Genomic DNA, 20,647 nt, shown 5'->3' with positions numbered 1-20,647 from the left:
TTTTCAAGGCGATCGCATTAACCTCAGCGAGACTTATTTCATAAGCCAAACATGAAAGTCGGACTAGTATTTTTACTCAGCACTCAGCACTTCAGGTCAAAGTTATGAAAATCCTAGTACTAAATGCTGGCTCTAGCAGTCAAAAAAGTTGTTTGTATGAAATAGCTGATGATGCTTTACCCCCAGAAGCACCCAAACCACTATGGGAAGGCAAAGTCAACTGGACTCAAGATCGGGGTGCGGCAGAAATTGAGGTTAAAACAGCCTCCGGTGAAACTTTGCATGAATCGATTTATGGTGACTCTCGCCAAGCACACATGGCTTATATGCTTTATACCCTCAGTCGTGGTGCGACTAAAGTAGTCAATGAAGTGTCAGAAATTGATGTGGTGGGACATCGTGTAGTTCATGGTGGGCAAGATTACCGCCATAGTGTGGTGGTTACTGAAGAAGTTAAAGGTGCGATCGCTCGTCTTTCTAACCTTGCACCTGCACATAATCCAGCAGCTTTAGAAGGTATCGAAGCAATTGAGAAAAGTTTAGGCGAAGTTCCCCAAGTGGCAGTATTTGATACGGGTTTTCATTCCACACTCCCGGATGCGGCGGCGATTTATCCCGGCCCTTATGAATGGGTAGAACAAGGTATTCGCCGTTATGGGTTTCACGGTATCAGTCATCAATATTGTTCTGGACGGGCGGCGCAAATTCTTGGTCGAGATTTAGCATCGTTGCGAATCATTAGTTGTCACTTGGGTAACGGTTGTTCCTTAGCAGCAATTAAAGATGGTCGCAGTATTGATACAACAATGGGTTTCACACCTTTAGATGGGTTAATGATGGGTAGTCGTTGCGGTTCCATCGACCCAGGGATTTTAATTTACCTAATGCGACAATTTAATTACTCAGCCGAAAGCTTGGATTATGTATTAAATAAAGCTTCTGGATTACGTGGAATTTCTGGAGTTTCCAGCGATTTACCGCAAGTTATTGATGCGATCGCCCAAGGTAATGAACGCGCCCAACTCGCTTGGGATATGTACGTCCATCGCCTGCGTTCGGAAATTGGGGCGATGCTGGCTAGTTTGGGTGGATTAGATGTATTGTTATTTACCGCAGGCGTAGGAGAAAAATCAGCCGGGATTCGTCAAGCCGTCTGCGAAGCCTTTGGATTTTTGGGCTTGAAAATTGACCCAGAAAAAAATCAAAATAAACCTGTTGATCAAGATATTGCCACACCTGATTCTACAGTGCGAGTGTTAGTAATTCATACCCAAGAAGATTGGGCGATCGCACAACAATCTTGGCAAATCATGAAAAAGAATGAAGCAGGGAGTAGGGAGTAGGGAATTGGAAGTATCCCTCTTGTGTCACTTTCCGGGATAAGCAAGTAGTAAAGAAGCTAAATCATCCAGAAGCATAACAGGGTTTAAACTGATTCATGGCTGCAATTAAATGATTGAATCCCATTAATAACTGTGAATTAGGGAAAATATCGAGCCAGGGATAAATCAACCAAAATAGTAAGAGTGGTTAGACGATTAGACGCAGATTATTTAAAACATTCTTCCATCCAGATTCATGATTCCATTGTTGATGATTAGAAAAATCAATATGACGGGTTCTTGGCTGCTCAGTTTCAATGTTTTCTTTTTTTATTCTTTTATTCACAATACCCGGAAAGTGACAGAAGAGGGATAAGCCTACAAAAAATTCGTCATACGATCGCTGAGATTTTCCCCTGCTTGCCAATATTTCAGAAACAATCACTTTTGTTTATCGTTAAAACAAAAAAGAATATTTGCTTCTATCTTTGGGAAAGCGTAATTTAAAAGTATCAACCCAAACAAATACTGAATTACCCAAAGAGGTGCAACATGAATACCACCAAAAAAACATTATCAAATAGCGTTGATGTAAAAGTAATTGAAAATACATCCACAGAGCAATTAACACGCGGACAGCGGCTTGCCGATAAATTAGCGAGCCATGTAGGCTCTTGGAAATTTCTGATTTGCCAAAGCACTGTCTTAGCAGGATGGGTGGGAATGAACTTGGCACCAGGAGTTCCTCACTGGGATGAGTCACCTTTTATTATGCTCAACTTGGTGTTTTCATTTGCTTCGGCCTATACTGCACCAATTGTATTAATGAGTCAGAATCGCCAGTCTGACACTGACCGCAGAAATGCCGAAATCGACCACCAAGTGAATCTGAGAGCTAGTCAAAATATTGAATTGTTACATCAAAAATTGGATGAATTACACTCTCAAAAGCTCAATGAACTAACTCAAATTATCAAAGAACAACAACAAGTTATCAATGAACTTAAAGTTACTTTAGTGCATACTCCGAAAGAGAATAAAGAAGTTAAAGTAGCTCTTTTACCAGGAATGCACATTCAAACTAACAGCAAATTTGCTAAACAAAGTTCCAGCAATAAATATTTTTCTGTTGACCAACCAGTAGGCGATAACAATAAAGTTGTTGAAAAGCTGACTCGCCAATAATAGCGAACCATAAGTTCTTCTTTGAGTACCAGATAAGAACCTGCATTTTACTTGACTCGATTCATTTGTAGGTTTGCTCCTGAAATATCTGAGGCTAAATAAAAGCCGCTTTTGAAGTTTACCAATCGAGAATAATATTTTCCTTTGGTAAGGAAGTTCATCAAGAGAAATTATACTTTTTGTACTTTATTCCCAGTAGACACAGCTTACCAATTGGATTGGAGATGCTATATCTGCACGCTTCATTAAATAGCAATTTCCTCAGAATTTGCAGACATCAACGAACGCTACTCGAAACATTATCAGCAATAAAATTGAGAAGAGATAAAAATGAACGAAATTATTACAGCTATCCCCACCGGAATCACGGCTTTTACAGCTACCAACCTAGATGATTTAGTTATTCTCACGCTGTTATTCTCTCAGGCAAATGCCACTTTCAGCCGTCGGCATATTGTAATTGGTCAGTACCTAGGCTTCTGTACTCTAGTTATTGCTAGCCTATTTGGTTTTCTAGGAGGGTTGATATTACCATCTCATTGGATTGGGCTTTTGGGTTTAGTGCCAATTACTATTGGATTAAATCGTTTGTTTAATCCCGAAATTAATTCTTCATCTGATGTAGAATCAGAAATAGAATTGTCTCATTCTTCTACTGTCGCTAGTTTTTTATCTCCTCAAGCTTATAGTGTGGCGGCTATTACCATTGCAAACGGCAGTGATAATGTAGGCATTTATATGCCATTATTCGCTAATAGTACTGTTTTGGAGTTGCTATTAATTATTACAGTCTTCTTATTGCTGGTAGGCGTTTGGTGTTACGTGACTTATAAACTGACTTGCCAAAGTGCGATCGCCAATTTGTTAACCCGTTATGGCAATAGTTTTGTTCCCTTTGTATTGATAGGCTTAGGCGTGTTTATTATCTTAGATAGTGCTTCGCTGACTCCAATTGCTTTGACAGTAACTTGTTTATGTTTAATGGGATTACTCAAAATAATTCAAACTTCCAAATTTAAAACTCAAATTTTGTAATTGCCAAAAACATGAAAGCTTTTTCTTTAACGGTTTTAATGATTTTAATAAATTTAGTAGTTGCATTTCCTTCTTGGGCAGACACTCATATTTCTTTAGTTAATTATCCTCACAAATTTGAAGTTGGTCAAAAAGTTATCTGGCTTTACAAGGCGCGTTCTGATACTGATGTGCAAAAAATTCCTGCTGAGGTAGTTAAATTAAGCCCTAAACAAGTGCAAATTAAGATACGCAAAAACCATGAATTTATTAATCGCTGGGTGAATCCTAATAAGCTAGAGAGTTTTCCTAAGATTCAAGAGTCTGTATTACGCTAAATCAAGACTTATACAAAAATCATCAAAAAGCTTTCTTAGCCTTGCTTTAATTCTGTCTCTTTACTCTTTTATTCAATTATTAAGCAATTATTAATTGCCCAATCTAATTACCAATAATCTCAATTCCAGGAGAAAAATATGCAGTTCATCAAAATTATTCTTGTCGCTTTCGTGTTTATCTTGAATCTGACAATTGCTCAACCTTCTTGGGCAGGCAAGGATTTCACTAAAGGGGCTGACTATGCTGAGGTAACTCAAGCACTCTATCAACTTCTCAGTGTGAGAGATAACCCCGAACAAGCTGCTATACGCCCGAACAATTTCAAGAAAAATTATCACAATTGCAGTCTCAGAAGTATGTGATGGAAACGGCTAAGAAGCGGGCGCAATGCCGTAATGAAACCGGAAGAACTTTGGGTGTTTATGCTAATAAACCGAAAAAATATTCAACACAACTTTACTTTTTGGCAGCAGGGCAAATCACAGATGATGATTGGGATTGTGATGGTATATACTTACCCGCAGGTTCTCAGGTAGTTTTAAGTCCGACTGCTCAAGCACAAGAGTTAACTGAACCAATTGCTGTGAAGTTTGTCGATGGTACGCAGTCAATTGCTAGAACTGATCTAGCTACTGGTGCAATTGAATTGAATGTTGCACCTGCCAAAGTTTTCAAGGCTGGTGAAGGTAACTGGTTGCTCCCTACGTTATCTCAGGCAGATATCGACGCGCAAATTCCTAGCCCACAAATCATTGACTAATATTTGCTAGACATTCTATGTCTAATTACATCAAATAATATTTTCCCCCTCCTAGTTGGCTAGGGGGGTTTTTAATCAATTAGTAATACCAATTCACTAAAAGTGTGATACAGATTATTTAGGAATAAATTATCTGTATCACGGACATCACAAATTTAAGAAAGTATTTTTGAAATAAATAATGTCTTAATTTTTGTGCCATTGCACTTCAAATGCTTTGCGGAAATCATCTACATGGCAGAATAAAGAATCTAAACTAAACACAGAGCAGGTTGCTGACTTTGACGTTATTTTCATCTTGCTATCTGTCCATTTTCTTATCCCGAACTCAGATTAATCTAAATGTCAAGATACCCGACTTCTCAAAGAAGTCGGGTATCTTATCGCTCACGAATTCCAAATTGGGATTACTTATCCGTTGGTAACTCCGCAACTATCGGCGAGTGATTATTTGGTGAAACTGATGGGTTATTCACAACTATTGGATGCGGATGTAAAGATGTGGGTGTGACTTCACCTTGCTTGGCGGTTTGATTCCACAAAATCATTGAAAGTAAACCATCGACCAAGCCATTATTACTACCGTTACCACTGACCAAAACTTCTGGTATCAACCGGACGTTGCGATCGCCGATAATTTGCATTAGTTGCATAGCTGTATAACCTTGTTGTCCCAAGGCTTCCACACCAGCGCGGTAGGTTTCGGCTTTGGCGTTACCTGTGGCGCGGATTCCTTCGGCTTCGGCTATAGCCCGTAGTTTGATTCCTTCTGCGTCCCCAGTAGCGTGTTGAATTTGAGCTTGGGCTTTGAGTTCCGCAATTTGGACGCTTTTTTCTGATTTCACCATTTCTTGTTGGATATCAGCCAATGCTGTTTCCCTAACTAGTAGCTGACGTTGGGTTTGGGCTACCTGCTGCACTTCGTAAGTTTTGCGTTGTTCTTCAGCAATTTTGCGGTCAGTTTGGGTTTGCATCAAGGATGCTGGCGGTTGAATATCACCGATTAAAGTGTCAATTGCTTGCACGTCATAGGCGCGTAATGCGGCGCGAATATATTCAGCCGCTTCTGCTTGGCGATCGCTCCGGGCGGTGAGAAAGTCAAGTACAGTGTAATCTTGGGCGGAGTTGCGGAAATAGTTACCAATAGTCGGTTCTAATACATGGTCAACTAAATTTTGCATTGAACCCACACGGGAAATTACCTTTGGTGCATCCAAAGCGCCTACGTGAATAATTTGGGCGACTTCTAAATCAAAGGCAAAACCATCGCGCGATCGCACTGTCAAAGAAGCCAAATGAGCATCATAACTGTGGCGTTCGGTACGACTTGACCAATTCAACACAATGTTAGTCGTGGGAACCAACTCAATTTTCATAATTCGAGAGTTGACAGGATGCTTACCTGGGTACAACGGTTCTATCCACACACCCTTGTGTCCGGGATTCACCAAGTTACCATGCGTAAAAGTTGCGCCACTGACATCTTCTTGAGATTGACCAACGAAAGAAATCACCACACCCACATAGCCAATCGGGATTTCAGACATTGGGACTTGCTCAACCTGCACAAACCAAGGGTTCAGGTTCCACGAACCAGACAGTAAAATTTGCTCTTGCAAACCTCGTCTACCACCAGCATCGAGGAATTTTTGCCCATTCTGGAAATTGTCGTGTCCGGGAATCATCGGCCCTGCGATTTCACCAGCCGGAATCGGTAAACCATCCAAAGTGGTGACAATGCCGACTTTATCTGATGCCACACTATACACCCGCAACTGTTCTGCCTGCATATCATTGTGTTTGGCATTAGCCGCCATAATGACGCGAAACAGTGCAGTATTAATGCGGTAAGTACCAGCAGTCAAGAAACTCATTTGACGACCCTTTTCGCCGCCATTGGTCAGAAACTTGCGTGCATCTTGGAAATTATCGCAATCGACAATTTTGCCCAAAATCCTTTCTGGTGGGTTGGATGCGCCATCTGCGGATACAATCAAGGCGATTTCACCTTGAGGTACTACCACTACAGGTTCTTTGCGAACGGAATATTGCCAAGGCCAGTAACCCCAGTGCCAACCCGGTGCAAGGGTATCAGCTTGTAAACCAGCTTCACCGTTGAGGGCAATCAATCGTCCGGCTGGCAGTCCGCGTCCAGAAAGGGCAAATTTTTTCACGACAATGCCAACTTCCCGTTCGCCAATCACTACGAGTCCGCCAAAAAACAACGGCACAAATATAACAACGCCACCAAGTACCACTATAGGAATCAATGGTGCTATCTGCATTGCTTGATAGGAAGGCTGATTAGTAACGGCTTGTGTTTGGCTGAGATTGACTGATGCTGAAGCGATTTCTGCTGAATTTTGGGTTTTTAGGGAAGTTGCATTAACTGAATGTATACCGCCTGTGATGGCTAAAGCTGTCAATGCCGACAATCCCAAACGAACTAATTTATTTTGCTTACTCTTACCAAAGCAAGATGGAAAAGTTTTCATATTATGCGCCCTGTTGGGCAACTAATCATCTAACTTATCACTTCACTTGCTAAGGTCTGATTTTCTTAAACTTGGTGTAATTTTTTTATGCAAAGTTTAATTTACAAGAACTTTAGAGAACAAAAGACTCTTAACACTATGATCTCTCACCGATCACTTATCTATACTCCCTAAAAAAATTTGTAGAGCAAGCAGATAGCCTACTCTACAAAATTGCAGATTATGAGCAATGTTTACACCAAACCACCAGCAGCTTGAAAACGAGCGCGAGCGCGTTTGTACGCTTGGTTGGCTTGGATTTGAGCTTGTCGATCGCCTGCTGGAACTTGAGCTAGGCGGGTTTGGGCTTCGTTGTAAGCTGTGCGTGCGCTGTCTACGTCGATGGTGTCGCCACGTTCTGCGCCATTGACGAGAATTGTCACTTCATCAGCTTCTACTTCTGCGAAACCACCCAAAAGTGCGATCGCTTGCCAGTTGGTATTTTTGCTGGCACGAACACGCATTACTCCTGTATCTAAGGCTGTCAACAGAGGCGCGTGTCCACTGAGGATACCTAGCTGACCAGTTGTACTGGGTAAAATTACCTCTTCAGCTTCAGCATCCCAGATTGTTTTGTCTGGGGAAATTACACGAACGGTTAATGCCATGTTTCAGTTATCAGTTATCAGTTATCAATGAGGAAATGATCAGCAAACAGCGATCGTTTTGATGGTGATCACTGTTCACTGATGACTGTTCACTGAATATTAGCCTTTGAGCTTTTCAGCTTTGGCGATCGCTTCGTTGATATCGCCTACCAAGTAGAAGGCTTGTTCTGGCAGAGCATCTAATTCACCAGACAGAATCTTTTGGAAGCCTTTGATGGTGTCTTCCAATTTTACGTATTTACCAGGAGAACCGGTGAATACTTCTGCTACGAAGAAGGGCTGAGACAAGAAACGCTCAATTTTGCGAGCGCGTGCTACAGTCAGACGGTCATCTTCAGACAATTCATCTAGACCGAGAATTGCGATGATGTCTTGTAATTCTTTGTAGCGTTGTAAGGTTGCTTGCACAGCACGAGCAGTATTGTAGTGTTCGTCACCTACAATGTTGGGCTGCAACATTGTAGAGGTAGAACCTAGGGGGTCAACCGCAGGATAGATACCTTTAGCAGCCAAACCACGAGACAGTACTGTTGTACCATCCAAGTGAGCGAATGTGGTTGCAGGTGCGGGGTCAGTTAAGTCGTCCGCAGGTACGTACACCGCTTGGATAGAGGTGATGGAACCTTCTGTTGTTGAGGTAATCCGTTCTTGTAATGCACCTACGTCAGTACCCAGTGTAGGCTGATAACCTACCGCAGAGGGCATCCGACCTAGTAGCGCGGATACTTCGGAACCTGCTTGTACAAAGCGGAAGATGTTGTCAACAAACAGCAGTACGTCTTGTTTGTTTACATCACGGAAGTACTCAGCCATTGTCAAACCAGACAAACCAACCCGCATTCTCGCTCCGGGTGGTTCGTTCATCTGACCGTAAACGAGAGCGATTTTAGATTCGTTGAGGTTGTCTTTGTTGATAACCCCAGATTCAATCATTTCGTTGTAGAGGTCGTTCCCTTCACGGGTACGCTCACCCACGCCAGCAAATACGGATACACCACCGTGCTGGGTAGCGATGTTGTTGATCAACTCCATCATGATCACGGTCTTACCGACCCCTGCACCGCCGAACAGACCAATCTTACCGCCACGTCGATAGGGAGTTAGCAGGTCAACGACTTTAATTCCGGTCTCGAAAACGGAAGGTTTGGTTTCCAGGTCAGTTAGCTTGGGAGCATCACGGTGGATAGGTAAGGTTTCTTCCGTGTTGACTGGCCCTCTGTTATCCACAGGTTCGCCAAGGACGTTGAAAATCCGACCCAGGGTAGCTTTACCCACTGGTACACTGATGGGAGCGCCTGTATCGACAACTTCCAAACCGCGTACTAGACCATCGGTGGAACTCATCGCCACAGCTCGAACTTGGTTGTCGCCCAGCAGTTGCTGTACTTCGATGGTTAGGTTGATTTCCTGTCCAGCTTCGTTAGTGCCTTTGATGGTCAAAGCGTTGTAGATTTGCGGTAATTTACCGCCAGGGAATTTAACGTCTACAACCGGACCAATGATTTGGGTAATGTAGCCTATGTTTGTTTTTTCTGCGGTGACCATGCTGAGCCTAATGATTGAAGCTATATTTCAGATGAGGTCTTTGATGACAAAAGATTAAGCAATGTCATCTTTCACTGTAGCACCGGAAGGGGACATAACTCCGTTAGTAATTCCTTAAGACCAGTGTTTTGTTTTGGAAATGAGGCTAAAAACAAAAAACACCGCGTCAGATGTATTCTGACACGGGCGCTACAAAGTTGAGTGAAAATTTATTTATGCTTTAGCTTTTACTTTCTGGAGTTGACGTTTAGATATTGAAACTGTACCTAAAGCACCCAAGGCTAACACACCTAACCAAGCACTAGGTTCAGGAATTGATGTCGTCGTGCGTGACAAAGTAATGTTATCCAGAATTAAACCAACATTATCTCCACCAACACCTTCAAAGGCTAAATTAGCAGTGGTGAGTGTGGTGACATTAATGGTGCGGCTAATGGTGGTCAAAGCTTGGTTAGCTGGTAAGGTGAATGTTTCGTTGAACAAGCTGCCTAAAGAGACAATTACTGAGTTAGTTTGGCCTCGTCTTCTAGCACCACCAAGATCGAAGCTTATGTCAACTACATCTCCTGGATTAAATGTAAATGCTGTTTTTGATGTAATTCTGCCAGCATTATTAGTTGAGCCATCTGTATCAATATACAGTCCGTTACCAGGGAATAAGTCAAAAAAACCATTCCCAATTAAGTCAACGGTGCCACCAGAAACGTTCCAGTTAGTAAAAGCATTGTAGTTTAAACTTCCTACACCACCATTTTCACTATTAAAGTTGTCAGACAGCAGGGTGGCGGCTTTAGCTGTATGAGATGTTGCCATCCCTATCGCTGTGATGGTGGTTAATGTTAGTCCTAATTTACTGAATGTGGTAAGAAAATTTGATTTAGCCATACTTTAAGTAGAATGTTTTTCCAAAGAAAGAGGCCAGTAGTAATACAGGCGGTTTGTTAAGTAACTTGTCTAGGGGTACTGTGTTTTAGGGGACAATTACTCCTGATAGCGATCGCATCACTGAATACGCAGTAAATTCTTGTAAACAATGAGTTTGACTGCAAGTTTTGAGCTTTGCAGTCATCTTACTACGTGTTATTTCTGTGAAGTTACTTTTATAGAGTACTTCTTTCTTTGTAATTTAATAATGAAGTTTCCGTATTTTTACATAAAATTTAGCGGAGAGCTTTTGTTGCTACTATCGTCCGCTTACGGAGGGATGTCAGACCAAAGACCGCACTAGCCAATACACCTAAAACAGTGGTGGGTTCTGGTACTTGTTGTACAGGGACTGGTGTAGGTACAGGAGTTGTTGGTTGAGAAACGGGTGTAGGTTCTGGTACTTCTGGTTGCGTAACAGGTGTGGGTTCTGGTACTTCTGGTTTTGGCAGTTCACCAGCAGAAAAAGTACCTGCTTGAATAAACACCGCAGAATCGTAACGATAATCTCCCACATCTGCAATTGCTATTTTCAATCGATGTACGCCTGCACTTAAACCCAAGAATTGTGCAGTAAATACATTGGTAAATCCATCATATTGCAGGTTATAAATTCCACCATCACTGAAAGCATTATTATTAAATAAGTGAGGATTGGTGGCATTGCTACCAAATGGATAACCACCATTAACAGTATTAATAGAAACTGGGGTATTGCTTCCAGGAATTAAGGCAATATTTTTACCATCTAAGAAAAAGCCAAATACATCGTTATATTGAGAATTTACGTATTCGTTATATTCTTCGGAAGCGAAAACATAATTAAAAAATAAATTGCCAGTTGTGGATGTAAATTCAAATTCCAGTACACTAGCATCAAAGGTTTTTACACCAGAAATTAAAGCACTTAAGTCATTATCGCCAGGTAATTTGTTGCTACTAGATGCACTCTCACTAGTATTTGGCCCAGATGCCAATTTTGCATTACCAGTGGTCAGAATAATGCCACTATCTATGCCGATACCTGAAGCTAAACCATCTGTAAAGATTCCTGATGCTATGGATGCACCTTGATAGGTAGCATTAGAGATTGTAATGCCTGAACCTAAAATGTTGTTAACTAAAACATTCGGGTCACTGTTAGTAGTAATATTGACCGCTTGAGCAGGTGCAGTTACTAATCCTAAGCCTAATAAAGAAAATGCACCAGTTTTGAAAAAAGCCCGGAGAGATTTCATGTTTTTCTACCAATTAAACGTGAAGATTGACAATATTATTTCTGCTAAAATATAGGGAATTTTAGCAAGTATAATGCCAGAAAATAGCAAGTGTTATGGTTGCAAACTGAATTCATCTCTAGCCGCGATCGCTGATTATCGACCTAGTGCTGTAACCACACTTTGAAAACATATTTATGCCGAATCTTAGCGAGTTAATCTTTATTTTGCTCTCGCTGGTCTATGTAACTAGATTAGTATTTAATTATTTTTTTGGATAGTAGAAATACTGTTGTTTACACAATAATTAAATTTGTAATTCTGTAAATCTACTCACAAAAGCTGATTTTATAACAGTTTGAGAGGAATTTAAGGCTAGTTTTACCAATAAAACTTTGTAAATAAATCCAATTCCTTCAAAATTTTTTTATATTTAAATATAAAAATAAAATAAATAAAATATAAGGCAATTTTTAAATTGATACAAAGCAATTTTTATATAGTTTATCCATAAATCAATTTCTGATGAAAACAAACTAAACTCACAAGTAGCGTCATTTTTTAATAATTTTTGTTATTTATTTATCTAGCCGTCGTCAATATTTTGAGTAGAAAATATTACATTTTCAGTAATAACCCGGAATGGTGATAAAGATTGAAAATCAATACGATAGCAGTCATATTTGGGGTATGAGCAAAAGAAACAAGGGAGACAAGGTAGAGAGATGTTTGTAAGTTATTGATGATTGCTGTGTTAGACTATCAAAATTTCTATCTAGTAGACTCTCAACTTATTTATGATTCTGATTTCTGATGGCTGATTCCTGAATGCTGTTTGATAAAGTTACGCGATTTTGCATTCGGCGTTTTACTTTCATGCTCTTCACTTAAGATAAAGATAAGTGCAAAAATCGCTCAGTCCCTATTTGCCCTAGCTTCATATCTAGAGTCACAGCAGAATTTGCTTATGAATTTCTCGTCAGCCAGACAATATTTTTACCAAGAGATTCAGCAACCTGACGAGTATATCAACTTGGCCAAGGCAGCACTATACATTGCCCAAGAAGAATATCCCAACCTTGACCCGGAAGAATATCTCAATGCCCTCGATACAATGGCACAAGAGGTTCAAGAACGTTTACCAACTCCACGCTATCCGTTGCGGTTGATTCAAAGCTTGAATCAGTATCTCTATGATGATTTGGGATTTACGGGCAATAGTAGCAACTACTACGACCCCCGCAACAGCTTTTTAAATGATGTGATTGACCGTCGGATGGGAATTCCCATCACTCTAGCACTGGTTTATCTGGAGATTGCCCACAGAATTGAGTTCCCGATGGTGGGGATAGGATTACCAGGACATTTTCTCATCCGTCCTGATATTCCTGATATGGAGATTTTTGTGGATGCTTTTAATCGGGGTGAGGTAATGTTTACAGAAGATTGTCAGGAACGACTCACCCAAATGTTTCAACAACCTGTCAACCTCAAACCCGAATTTTTAGCTACTGTCAGCAATCGGCAGTTTTTGGCGAGGATGCTGACGAATTTAAAATATATATATCTTAAACAGCAAGATTTGGGAAAAACGCTGTCTGCTGTAGAGCGAATTTTATTGTTATTTCCGACGGCGATGTTAGAAATCCGCGATCGCGGTCTGCTTTACTATCAATTAGGACATTACCCGCAAGCAGTCGCAGACTTACAAAATTACTTATCCAAAGTTCCTGATGCTGAAGATGCAGTGGTCATTCGACGGTTACTTACCGAACTGGGCAAGGAGTAAATGTGTTGTCAGGGTGGAAAAGCAATGCTTGATTTAGCGAAAGTGCAATTTATTGCTCAATCTTATACACCTCAAGAAATATTCGCAGCCTTGGTTTGGCAGCGTCGGTTCAATCAGTTTGATGGTGAAGAAGTGATTACTGACCTATCTAACCATAGAGATTTATGGGCAAGCTTTCTATTCACAAAGCCAATTTTTGCACCAGATGAAAACGGTTTAAGTTTTAGTGGTTTAACAGATACTCTCCTGGCAATGGCTAACTACCGTCCTATGCCTGAGACGAGTATCATTCATTTCGTTGCCTATCCTGCCGATACTTTATATATCCTGGCTGAGAACCAAGACACAAAGGTGACTCAGCTTGTAGATTTAGGAAAAAAAATGGCAAGCTGACTCTGTAGAAGTCACTGACGGTAATAATGAAAACTATGCTTGGCAGTTAAAGCGCCGCCTGAGAAGTCGTTTAGAAGGTGCGCTATGGGGTGAAGATGTTCCACAAGATCGTGATGCGGTGATTGTTGCTTATTGGTGGGATTAAATCTTGATCAGATAGCAATTTAAGCCCCAAGATAGTGTGTACTTGGTAATTGCATTGCTTAAGCTGAGTCTAGAAATGTGGAGACAAAATTCATGGATAAGCGAACAGTTCCCAGCCAAGCAAAAAAAATGAATCCTGAAGGCGACGCATCGCAATTAAGTCCAGAAACACTAGACAAAATCAAACATCCAGCGAAAATGGATGATGTCATTCGAGAACAATCAGCAGCAGAACGCAGAGGCAACCCGGCTTTAGTTCCCGAAATGTTAGATGAACCAACTGATGAATTAATTGGCTTTACAAAAGAGTAGGATTCTACTGGAAGCTCAAGAAGGATATACAGCAGTTTGTAAGTAAGTGAAGTATAAAAGATAAGCTTTAAACTCAGGTGTCAAGAGTTGATAACTTCTGCCTCCTGCCTCCTGCCTCCTGCCTTCTGCTATACAATGGCATTCAGTAACTTTGATGATTGCAACCTATGCTACCAGTCATCTATTCTGATGAGTTTCTGAATCACAAGACGGGAAATTATCATCCAGAAAAACCAGAACGTCTAACGGCTATTGTTACAGCGTTAAAAGAAGCTGCGTTTGCCGAAAAAATTGCTTGGCATGCACCTACTTCCGTTGCCGACAAACCATTGCTGATGTCTTTATTATTACAAGCCCACAGTCCCGCTTACGTCAAAAAATTGGGAGAAATTGCGGCTAGTGGCGGTGGCTATCTTGATGGCGATACACCTGTTTCAGCCAATAGCTATGATGTGGCGTTGTTGGCGGTGAGTGCTTGGTTAGATGGTGTTGATGTTGTCTTAGCGACAGAAAATCCGGCTTTTGTGCTGGCGCGTCCACCGGGACATCATGCTGAAAGTAATGCTGGGATGGGTTTTTGTTTATTTTCTAATGCGGCGATCGCAGCTTTTTATGCGCTCCAACAACCAGATATTAAGCGTGTGGCAATTCTGGATTGGGATGTACATCATGGTAACGGAACTCAGGCGATCGTGGAAACTCACCCCCAAATTGCCTACTGTTCTCTGCATCAGTATCCTTGCTATCCTGGCACTGGTAGAGCTTCGGAACGTGGCTATCATAATAATGTTTTAAATGTGCCACTGCCCCCAGGTAGCGATATCACAGCTTATCGCCCACTGGTAGAAAGTAAAATATTCCCGTTTTTACAAAACTTTCAACCTGATTTATTAATTGTCAGCGCAGGTTACGATGCTAACGCTGCCGATCCTTTGGCAAGTATGAATTTACTTCCCGAAGATTATGGTTTATTTACTGATTATTGTTTGGGTATAACGCGGAAAATTCTATTTGGTTTAGAAGGTGGTTATGATTTTTTAACACTTTCTCAATCTGTGTTAGCCACAATTGAACGCTGTTTGTGAATCTAGGGGCTAGAGGCTAAGGATTAGGAATGAGAAAGTAAGATTGTTTATGCCAGATATTATATTCATGAGAAAATCTCACGGACAAGTATGAAAAAGTTACTTTTCTAGCCTCTAGCCTCTTTCATCTATCCAAAACGACCACTAATATATTCCTCTGCTTCTCTGGTAGTTGGAGAAGAGAAAAGTTGAACTGTCGGACTAAATTCGACTAATTTACCACGGCGTTTGCCATGTTCATCAATTTCAGTATTAAAAAAATGCTGTCCAATCTGCAACTCTCGAAGCTTGTTGCATGTTGTGAGTCACCATAATAATTGTGTATTGCTGCTTGAGTTCTAAGCAGAGTTCTTCTACTTGGCGGGTAGAAATTGGATCAAGGGCAGAACAAGGTTCATCCATTAATAATACATCTGGCTTCATAGCGATCGCCCGTGCTATACAAAGCCTTTGTTGTTGTCCACCAGATAATGCTGTACCTTTGGCTTTGAGTTTGTCTTTGACTTCATCCCAAATTGCTGCACGTCTGAGGGAATCTTCAACTAACTCATCTAAATCACCTTTATAACCGTTAGAACGGGGGCTAAAAGCAATATTTTCATAGATAGATTTTGGGAAAGGATTTGGTCTTTGAAACACCATCCCGACTTGGCGGCGTAATTTGACTGAGTTAATTTTAGGATCGTAAATGTTGCGATCGCGGTAATTTAATCGGCCTTCAACTTTCGCACCCGGAATCAAATCATTCATCCGATTAAAGCACCGCAAAAGAGTACTTTTACCACAACCACTAGGGCCAATAAAAGCCACAATTTGCTTTTCGGGAATTTGTAGATAAACATCCAGCAAAGCCAAAAACCCACTATAGTAAACTCTCAGACCCTCAATATTAAACACATTTCTTTCTTGAATCAGTGTGCTATTATTTTGCTTACTTCTATTGTCATTGTGAGTCATAGTAGTTACACCTAATTTAAGAATTTAAGATTCCTATTTGATATCTGCAAAAATTTGCTGTTACCTCAATCAATACCTATCTAGTTATTGAAAAGCGTTGGCGAACATAAATCGCTATACCATTCAATACTAAAATCAACAGCATCATCACAATAATTGTTGCGGCTGATGAATTCGCAAAACCTGGTTCTGGGCGACTCAGATAACTAAAAATTTGAATTGGTAAAGCCATAAATCTCTGGAATAACCCAGGATCAAAAGTCAGAAAACTGACAGCCCCAACAACAAGTAAACAAGCTGCATCACCAACAGCACGAGATACAGAAATAATTACCCCTGTTAATATCCCAGGAATCGCATAGGGAATAACATGATGGTAAATAGTTTGCCATTTAGTTACACCCAAACCATAGGAAGCATATCTTAAAGAATCGGGAACTGCACGAATCGCTTCCCTGGATGTCACGATAATTACTGGTAAGGATAACAAAGATAAAGTTAAAGCTCCAGAAATTAACGCCGGGCCAAAACCTAGCAAATAATTAAATACTCCTAAACCCAGCAACCCATACACAATCGAAGGTACACCTGCAAGATTACTAATATTAATTTCGATGATTGCAGTCCACCAAGCTTTAGGGGCGTATTCTTCTAAATATAAAGCTGCTCCCACACCAATTGGCACTGCGACTAACATCACAATAATAGCTAACAGAATACTCCCCACAATTGCGGGTCGAATACCTCCCTCATCCGGGAACCGCGACGGAGTTTCTGTTAAAAAACCTGGGGTTAAAAATCTGGCTAATCCATCTTGGCAAATATCAAAAACCAGTAATGCCAAAATAAATAAACCAATCAACAACCCCAATAAAAAAATGATTTCAAATACTTTACCTAGTGACTCTCTTTTTTCAATATTATCGGTGAATTCTGCACTAGAATCGATAAAATTATTGCCTTGATAACTTGTAGCCATATTGATTAATCGTATTTTTCTTTAAATCTATGGGAAATCCAGTAGCTAACAATGTTTAAAGCCAAAGTTAGCAGAAATAATACAGCCCCGACAGCATATAAAGTTTTAAAATTGAGACTTCCTCGTGGGCTATCTCCACCAGAAATTTGTGCCATATAAGCTGTCATCGTTTCTACTGACTCCATCAAATTCACAGTCAGTTTTGGCTGTTGTCCAGCAGCAATCACTACAGTCATCGTTTCACCAACAGCGCGGGAAATACCTAAAATAATCGAAGCTGTAATTCCTGAAAGTGCTGCTGGTAATAACACTTTAAAAATCGACTCTAATTTAGTGATTCCCAAAGCATACGCACCTTCTCTTAAAGAATTCGGTACGGCTTGGATAGCATCTAAACTAATAGAACCGACTGTCGGGGTAATCATGATTCCCATCATTAAGCCTGCACTCATAGCATTAAAGATTTCTAGAGGCAGGAAATTTCTCAGGAATGGGGTAACAAATAACAGGGCAAAATATCCATATACAACTGTTGGTATCCCTGCTAAAAGTTCTACTGCTGGACGCAAAATTGCGGCGACTTTAGGTTGGGCATATTCACTTAAATAAATTGCGGAAGATAAACCCAAAGGAATCGCCACTGCCATAGCGGTGAGAGTAGTTAAGAAAGTCCCAGCAATTAATGGCCAAATGCCAAAATGTCTTTCAGCAAATAAAGGTGTCCATTTAGTATCGAGAAAAAAGTCAGCTAATGGGACTTCTTGGAAGAACTCAAATGTTACCTGAAAGATAATAATGACAATACCAAATGTTGTTAAAACCGAGACTAAACCACAGCAAAATAAAATTGTGGCTATAATGTTTTCGGTAATATCTTCGGATGGATTTTTTTCTAGTGATCGCCTAGAACCTTCCTGAAAACCATTGTGATGATTGATGGTACTCATAAATCAATAAATTAAATAAAGTTAGTAATTGGCTGACCTGGTTTAGCTTTTTTAAATTTTGTGCCGGTTTCCCCCTTTAAAAATTTCTGTTTAACTTTCACGTAAGCTTCATCAGGTAAAGCCACATAACCCGCACTATCTACCCATTTCCAGGAGTTTTCTAAATAAAAATCGACAAATTCTTGGACTGCTGGCTTTGTATCTAATGACTTTTTACTCACATAGATAAACAAGGGACGGGACAATGGCGTGTAAATATTTTTCACGACATTATCAACTGGTACAGGTTTTTCACACTTGTCATTAGGGTTTTTTACAGCTACTAAATTCAGCTTATCTTGATTTTGAATGTAGTAAGAAATTCCCACATAACCTAAAGAATATTTATCACCTGCCACCCCTTGCACTAAAGTATTTTGATTGTGGCTGGGAGTATAATCTGTACGACCATTTTTAGCTTTACCTGTCACCGCTTGGGTAAAATAATCAAATGTACCTGTATCCGATGCAGGTGCATAAAGTTTCATCTTTTCATTAGGAAACTTCGGATTAACTTGATTCCAAGTTAAAATTTTTCCGTCTGATTTGGCACTCCAGATGGTTTTTAATTCATCAACAGTCAGACATTGCACAAAATCATTCTGCCGATTCACAATCACGGCTATACCATCTAAAGCGATAGGTATTTCCAAAAATTCAATATTTTTACTTTTACATTTAGCGATTTCTTCATCTCGAATGGTACGTGAAGCACCCACAATATCAATTTCGCCTGCACAAAATTTACTAATACCTCCCCCAGTTCCACTCGATGCAACACTTACGACAGCATCAGCTTTCACATTATGATATTCTTCGGCTACTGCTAAAGAAATCGGAAATCCTACAGCCGCACCATCAATACTGACTTGTTGTTGCTTTTCTTTTTGACTACTACAAGCTGTTAGGCTGTAACTAATTACAAGTAAAGACAGCAGTAATAAATTATTTTTGCATTGAGAAATAAAATTCATACAATTGCTAATTCCCTGAATTTGGATGAGGACTTATGCTTTACTATTAGCTTTAACTTTGTCAAAAATTGCCCCATCGTTTAAAAATTTTGTTTGAATTATGTCCCATCCCCCTAAATCTTGGGCTGTGAATAAAGTTTGAATGGGGGTATATTGTGAGATTACCTCTTGGGTAACTGTAGGATCTACCGGACGGTATTGTAATTTAGCAAATTCCCGTTGGGCTTCTGAGGAATATAAGAAGTCAACAAATGCTTCGGCTACTTTTCTTGTCTTGTGTTCATCAATATTTTTATCTACTACAGCAACGGGGTTATCTATAGAAATATTTAATCCTGGGATGACATAAGGTAGTTTTGAGGTAGTTTTCTCTGCTAAATTGACCTCATTTTCGTAGGTAATTAAAACATCACCTTGGTCTTTTTGAAAAAACACATCACTAGCTTCACGGGCATCTTTTGTTAAGACGGCAGCATTTTGATAAACTTTGGCAATGTAATTTAAAGCTGTTGCTTCATCTCCGCCATTTTGCGTAACTGAACCCCAAAAAGCTAATAATTCCCAAATGCCAATTCCTGAAGTTTTAGGGTTAGCTGCAATGAGTTGCACATCGTCTTTAGCTAAGTCTGCCCAAGTTTGAATTTTTTTCGGATTACCTTCACGGGTAACAATTGCTGCTACCGATCTACTAACAATGCCATTTCTGGGGGTTCTAATCTGCCAACTGGATTTAATTAAACCAGCTTGTTGAATTCTAATTACATCTAATGGCAGTGCTAAGTGGACTATATCTGCTTCTTGCTTACCCGAAATTACATCAGCCGCTTGAGCGACAGAACCGCCATAACTTTGGTCAAAAACTACTTTTTGGTTGTGTTCTTTCTGCCACTTTTCGACAAATTTAGGAATAATTTGGTCATGGGCAGCTTTAGTGACCGAGAAAGAAACTAGTCTTAACTTAATTTCTGGTTCTGTCGCTGAATAACTTCCCGCACAAGCAGAGATAACTACACTTAAAATCGCACCTAAAAAGCATAAATATGCAAATCTTTTAACAGAGGTTTGGTTCAACCAAATTCTCACGATTTTTTGATACAAAACTTGCATTAACTGTCCAGTTTTCTCAATGCAAGTATGTATAGTAGCTGGATGCTGCGACTTATTCATCAAACATTTACCCCATTATCTACAGCATCTCCATCGAGTTACTGTAATTGATTAATTATAAAGCATGAAAATCTGATACCTGTCAAGACAGCATGTAATTAAACTATAAAAAATGAAGCTAATTCTTACTTAAGGTAGAATGTATGGTTTTACTAACAGCACAGCCAGCATTTTTCCCAAAAAAATCCCAAATTATAAACAAACATACAAATTTTTTTTAAGTTTAAAAGCTTAATTTTTAATTAAGCTTCCAGCAGAAGTCAGAATTCAGTATAAGACTAGGCTTTCTATCTAGCTTTGAGAACTAAATTATGTACTTGACTCACTGGAAATCTGCTGTAATTTTTAAAGGATTTTTACTAAAACTAATTGCTTCTTTTTTTGTTAACCTTAATACCAAATCTGATAAATTT

19 protein-coding genes and 2 pseudogenes are annotated in these 20,647 nt (G+C 40.0%); 10 read left to right on the top strand and 11 right to left on the bottom strand.

The features are described 5' to 3' along the window. Positions 1-104 precede the first annotated feature (104 nt). Complete coding sequence (locus ACX27_RS17020; RefSeq protein ID WP_062294604.1) at positions 105-1,343, top strand: acetate kinase; 1,239 nt, start codon at positions 105-107, stop codon at positions 1,341-1,343. A gap of 61 nt (positions 1,344-1,404) precedes the next feature. On the opposite strand, the pseudogene ACX27_RS31785 reads toward ACX27_RS17020, so the two are convergent. Then, a pseudogene (locus ACX27_RS31785) lies at positions 1,405-1,641 on the bottom strand (IS701 family transposase); the annotation flags it as partial. Between the two features lie 233 nt (positions 1,642-1,874). On the opposite strand from ACX27_RS31785, the gene ACX27_RS17015 reads away from it, so the two are divergent. The 5 genes from ACX27_RS17015 (at position 1,875) to ACX27_RS33955 (ending at position 4,620) form a co-directional block, all read left to right on the top strand. Beyond that, positions 1,875-2,507: a DUF1003 domain-containing protein gene (locus tag ACX27_RS17015; protein ID WP_062294602.1), complete on the top strand. Its 633-nt coding sequence runs from the start codon at positions 1,875-1,877 to the stop codon at positions 2,505-2,507. Positions 2,508-2,837: 330 nt separating this feature from the next. Next, the gene (locus ACX27_RS17010; RefSeq protein ID WP_062294599.1) at positions 2,838-3,542 is read left to right on the top strand and encodes a cadmium resistance transporter; all 705 of its coding nucleotides are present in this window, start codon (positions 2,838-2,840) and stop codon (positions 3,540-3,542) included. Positions 3,543-3,553: 11 nt separating this feature from the next. Then, on the top strand, positions 3,554-3,859 hold the full coding sequence (locus ACX27_RS17005; RefSeq protein WP_062294598.1) for a hypothetical protein: 306 nt from the start codon (positions 3,554-3,556) through the stop codon (positions 3,857-3,859). A gap of 138 nt (positions 3,860-3,997) precedes the next feature. Further along, positions 3,998-4,222, top strand: coding sequence for a hypothetical protein (locus ACX27_RS33960; RefSeq protein WP_235526248.1), 225 nt, complete (start codon positions 3,998-4,000; stop codon positions 4,220-4,222). Continuing rightward, a complete protein-coding gene (locus ACX27_RS33955) occupies positions 4,222-4,620 on the top strand; it encodes a hypothetical protein (RefSeq protein ID WP_235526247.1) in 399 nt (132 codons plus the stop codon). Before ACX27_RS33960 ends, ACX27_RS33955 begins: the two co-directional genes overlap by 1 nt. A gap of 407 nt (positions 4,621-5,027) precedes the next feature. Here ACX27_RS33955 and ACX27_RS16995 read toward each other — a convergent pair whose 3' ends face one another. From ACX27_RS16995 to ACX27_RS16975, 5 genes are all read right to left on the bottom strand, one after another. Continuing rightward, complete coding sequence (locus ACX27_RS16995) at positions 5,028-7,115, bottom strand: SPFH domain-containing protein (RefSeq protein WP_062294596.1); 2,088 nt, start codon at positions 7,113-7,115, stop codon at positions 5,028-5,030. 233 nt (positions 7,116-7,348) lie between these two features. Then, on the bottom strand, positions 7,349-7,762 hold the full coding sequence (gene atpC, locus ACX27_RS16990; RefSeq protein ID WP_062294594.1) for an ATP synthase F1 subunit epsilon: 414 nt from the start codon (positions 7,760-7,762) through the stop codon (positions 7,349-7,351). Positions 7,763-7,861: 99 nt separating this feature from the next. Then, positions 7,862-9,307, bottom strand: a complete 1,446-nt coding sequence (gene atpD, locus ACX27_RS16985; RefSeq protein WP_062294591.1) for a F0F1 ATP synthase subunit beta — start codon at positions 9,305-9,307, stop codon at positions 7,862-7,864. Between the two features lie 213 nt (positions 9,308-9,520). Then, the gene (locus ACX27_RS16980) at positions 9,521-10,192 is read right to left on the bottom strand and encodes a PEP-CTERM sorting domain-containing protein (RefSeq protein ID WP_062294589.1); all 672 of its coding nucleotides are present in this window, start codon (positions 10,190-10,192) and stop codon (positions 9,521-9,523) included. 275 nt (positions 10,193-10,467) lie between these two features. Next, positions 10,468-11,469 carry a choice-of-anchor L family PEP-CTERM protein gene (locus tag ACX27_RS16975; RefSeq protein ID WP_062294588.1) on the bottom strand — a complete coding sequence of 334 codons (1,002 nt, stop codon included), beginning with the start codon at positions 11,467-11,469 and terminating at the stop codon, positions 10,468-10,470. A 946-nt stretch (positions 11,470-12,415) separates the two neighbouring features. On the opposite strand from ACX27_RS16975, the gene ACX27_RS16970 reads away from it, so the two are divergent. From ACX27_RS16970 to ACX27_RS16955, 4 genes are all read left to right on the top strand, one after another. Further along, a complete protein-coding gene (locus ACX27_RS16970; RefSeq protein WP_200929815.1) occupies positions 12,416-13,237 on the top strand; it encodes a SirB1 family protein in 822 nt (273 codons plus the stop codon). A gap of 24 nt (positions 13,238-13,261) precedes the next feature. After that, positions 13,262-13,630, top strand: a complete 369-nt coding sequence (locus ACX27_RS16965) for a hypothetical protein (RefSeq protein WP_235526246.1) — start codon at positions 13,262-13,264, stop codon at positions 13,628-13,630. A gap of 237 nt (positions 13,631-13,867) precedes the next feature. Continuing rightward, complete coding sequence (locus ACX27_RS16960) at positions 13,868-14,086, top strand: hypothetical protein (RefSeq protein ID WP_062294586.1); 219 nt, start codon at positions 13,868-13,870, stop codon at positions 14,084-14,086. Positions 14,087-14,253: 167 nt separating this feature from the next. After that, positions 14,254-15,171, top strand: a complete 918-nt coding sequence (locus ACX27_RS16955) for a histone deacetylase family protein (protein ID WP_062294583.1) — start codon at positions 14,254-14,256, stop codon at positions 15,169-15,171. A 128-nt stretch (positions 15,172-15,299) separates the two neighbouring features. On the opposite strand, the pseudogene pstB reads toward ACX27_RS16955, so the two are convergent. The 5 genes and pseudogenes from pstB to ACX27_RS16930 form a co-directional block, all read right to left on the bottom strand. Further along, a pseudogene (gene pstB, locus ACX27_RS16950) lies at positions 15,300-16,128 on the bottom strand (phosphate ABC transporter ATP-binding protein PstB). Between the two features lie 76 nt (positions 16,129-16,204). Then, positions 16,205-17,107 (bottom strand): phosphate ABC transporter permease PstA, encoded by a 903-nt coding sequence (gene pstA, locus ACX27_RS16945; RefSeq protein ID WP_062294580.1) that lies wholly within the window; start codon positions 17,105-17,107, stop codon positions 16,205-16,207. Positions 17,108-17,112: 5 nt separating this feature from the next. Then, a complete protein-coding gene (gene pstC / locus ACX27_RS16940) occupies positions 17,113-18,054 on the bottom strand; it encodes a phosphate ABC transporter permease subunit PstC (protein ID WP_062294578.1) in 942 nt (313 codons plus the stop codon). Between the two features lie 11 nt (positions 18,055-18,065). Further along, positions 18,066-19,067, bottom strand: coding sequence for a PstS family phosphate ABC transporter substrate-binding protein (locus tag ACX27_RS16935; protein ID WP_062294576.1), 1,002 nt, complete (start codon positions 19,065-19,067; stop codon positions 18,066-18,068). Positions 19,068-19,100: 33 nt separating this feature from the next. Further along, positions 19,101-20,234 (bottom strand): sulfate ABC transporter substrate-binding protein, encoded by a 1,134-nt coding sequence (locus ACX27_RS16930; protein WP_062294575.1) that lies wholly within the window; start codon positions 20,232-20,234, stop codon positions 19,101-19,103. Positions 20,235-20,647: the final 413 nt, after the last annotated feature.

The sequence above is a fragment of the Nostoc piscinale CENA21 genome (assembly GCF_001298445.1).
GTDB lineage: Bacteria > Cyanobacteriota > Cyanobacteriia > Cyanobacteriales > Nostocaceae > Nostoc_B > Nostoc_B piscinale_A.
Note: the sequence above shows the minus strand (reverse complement) of the source record. Positions and strands in the feature narration are given on the sequence as shown.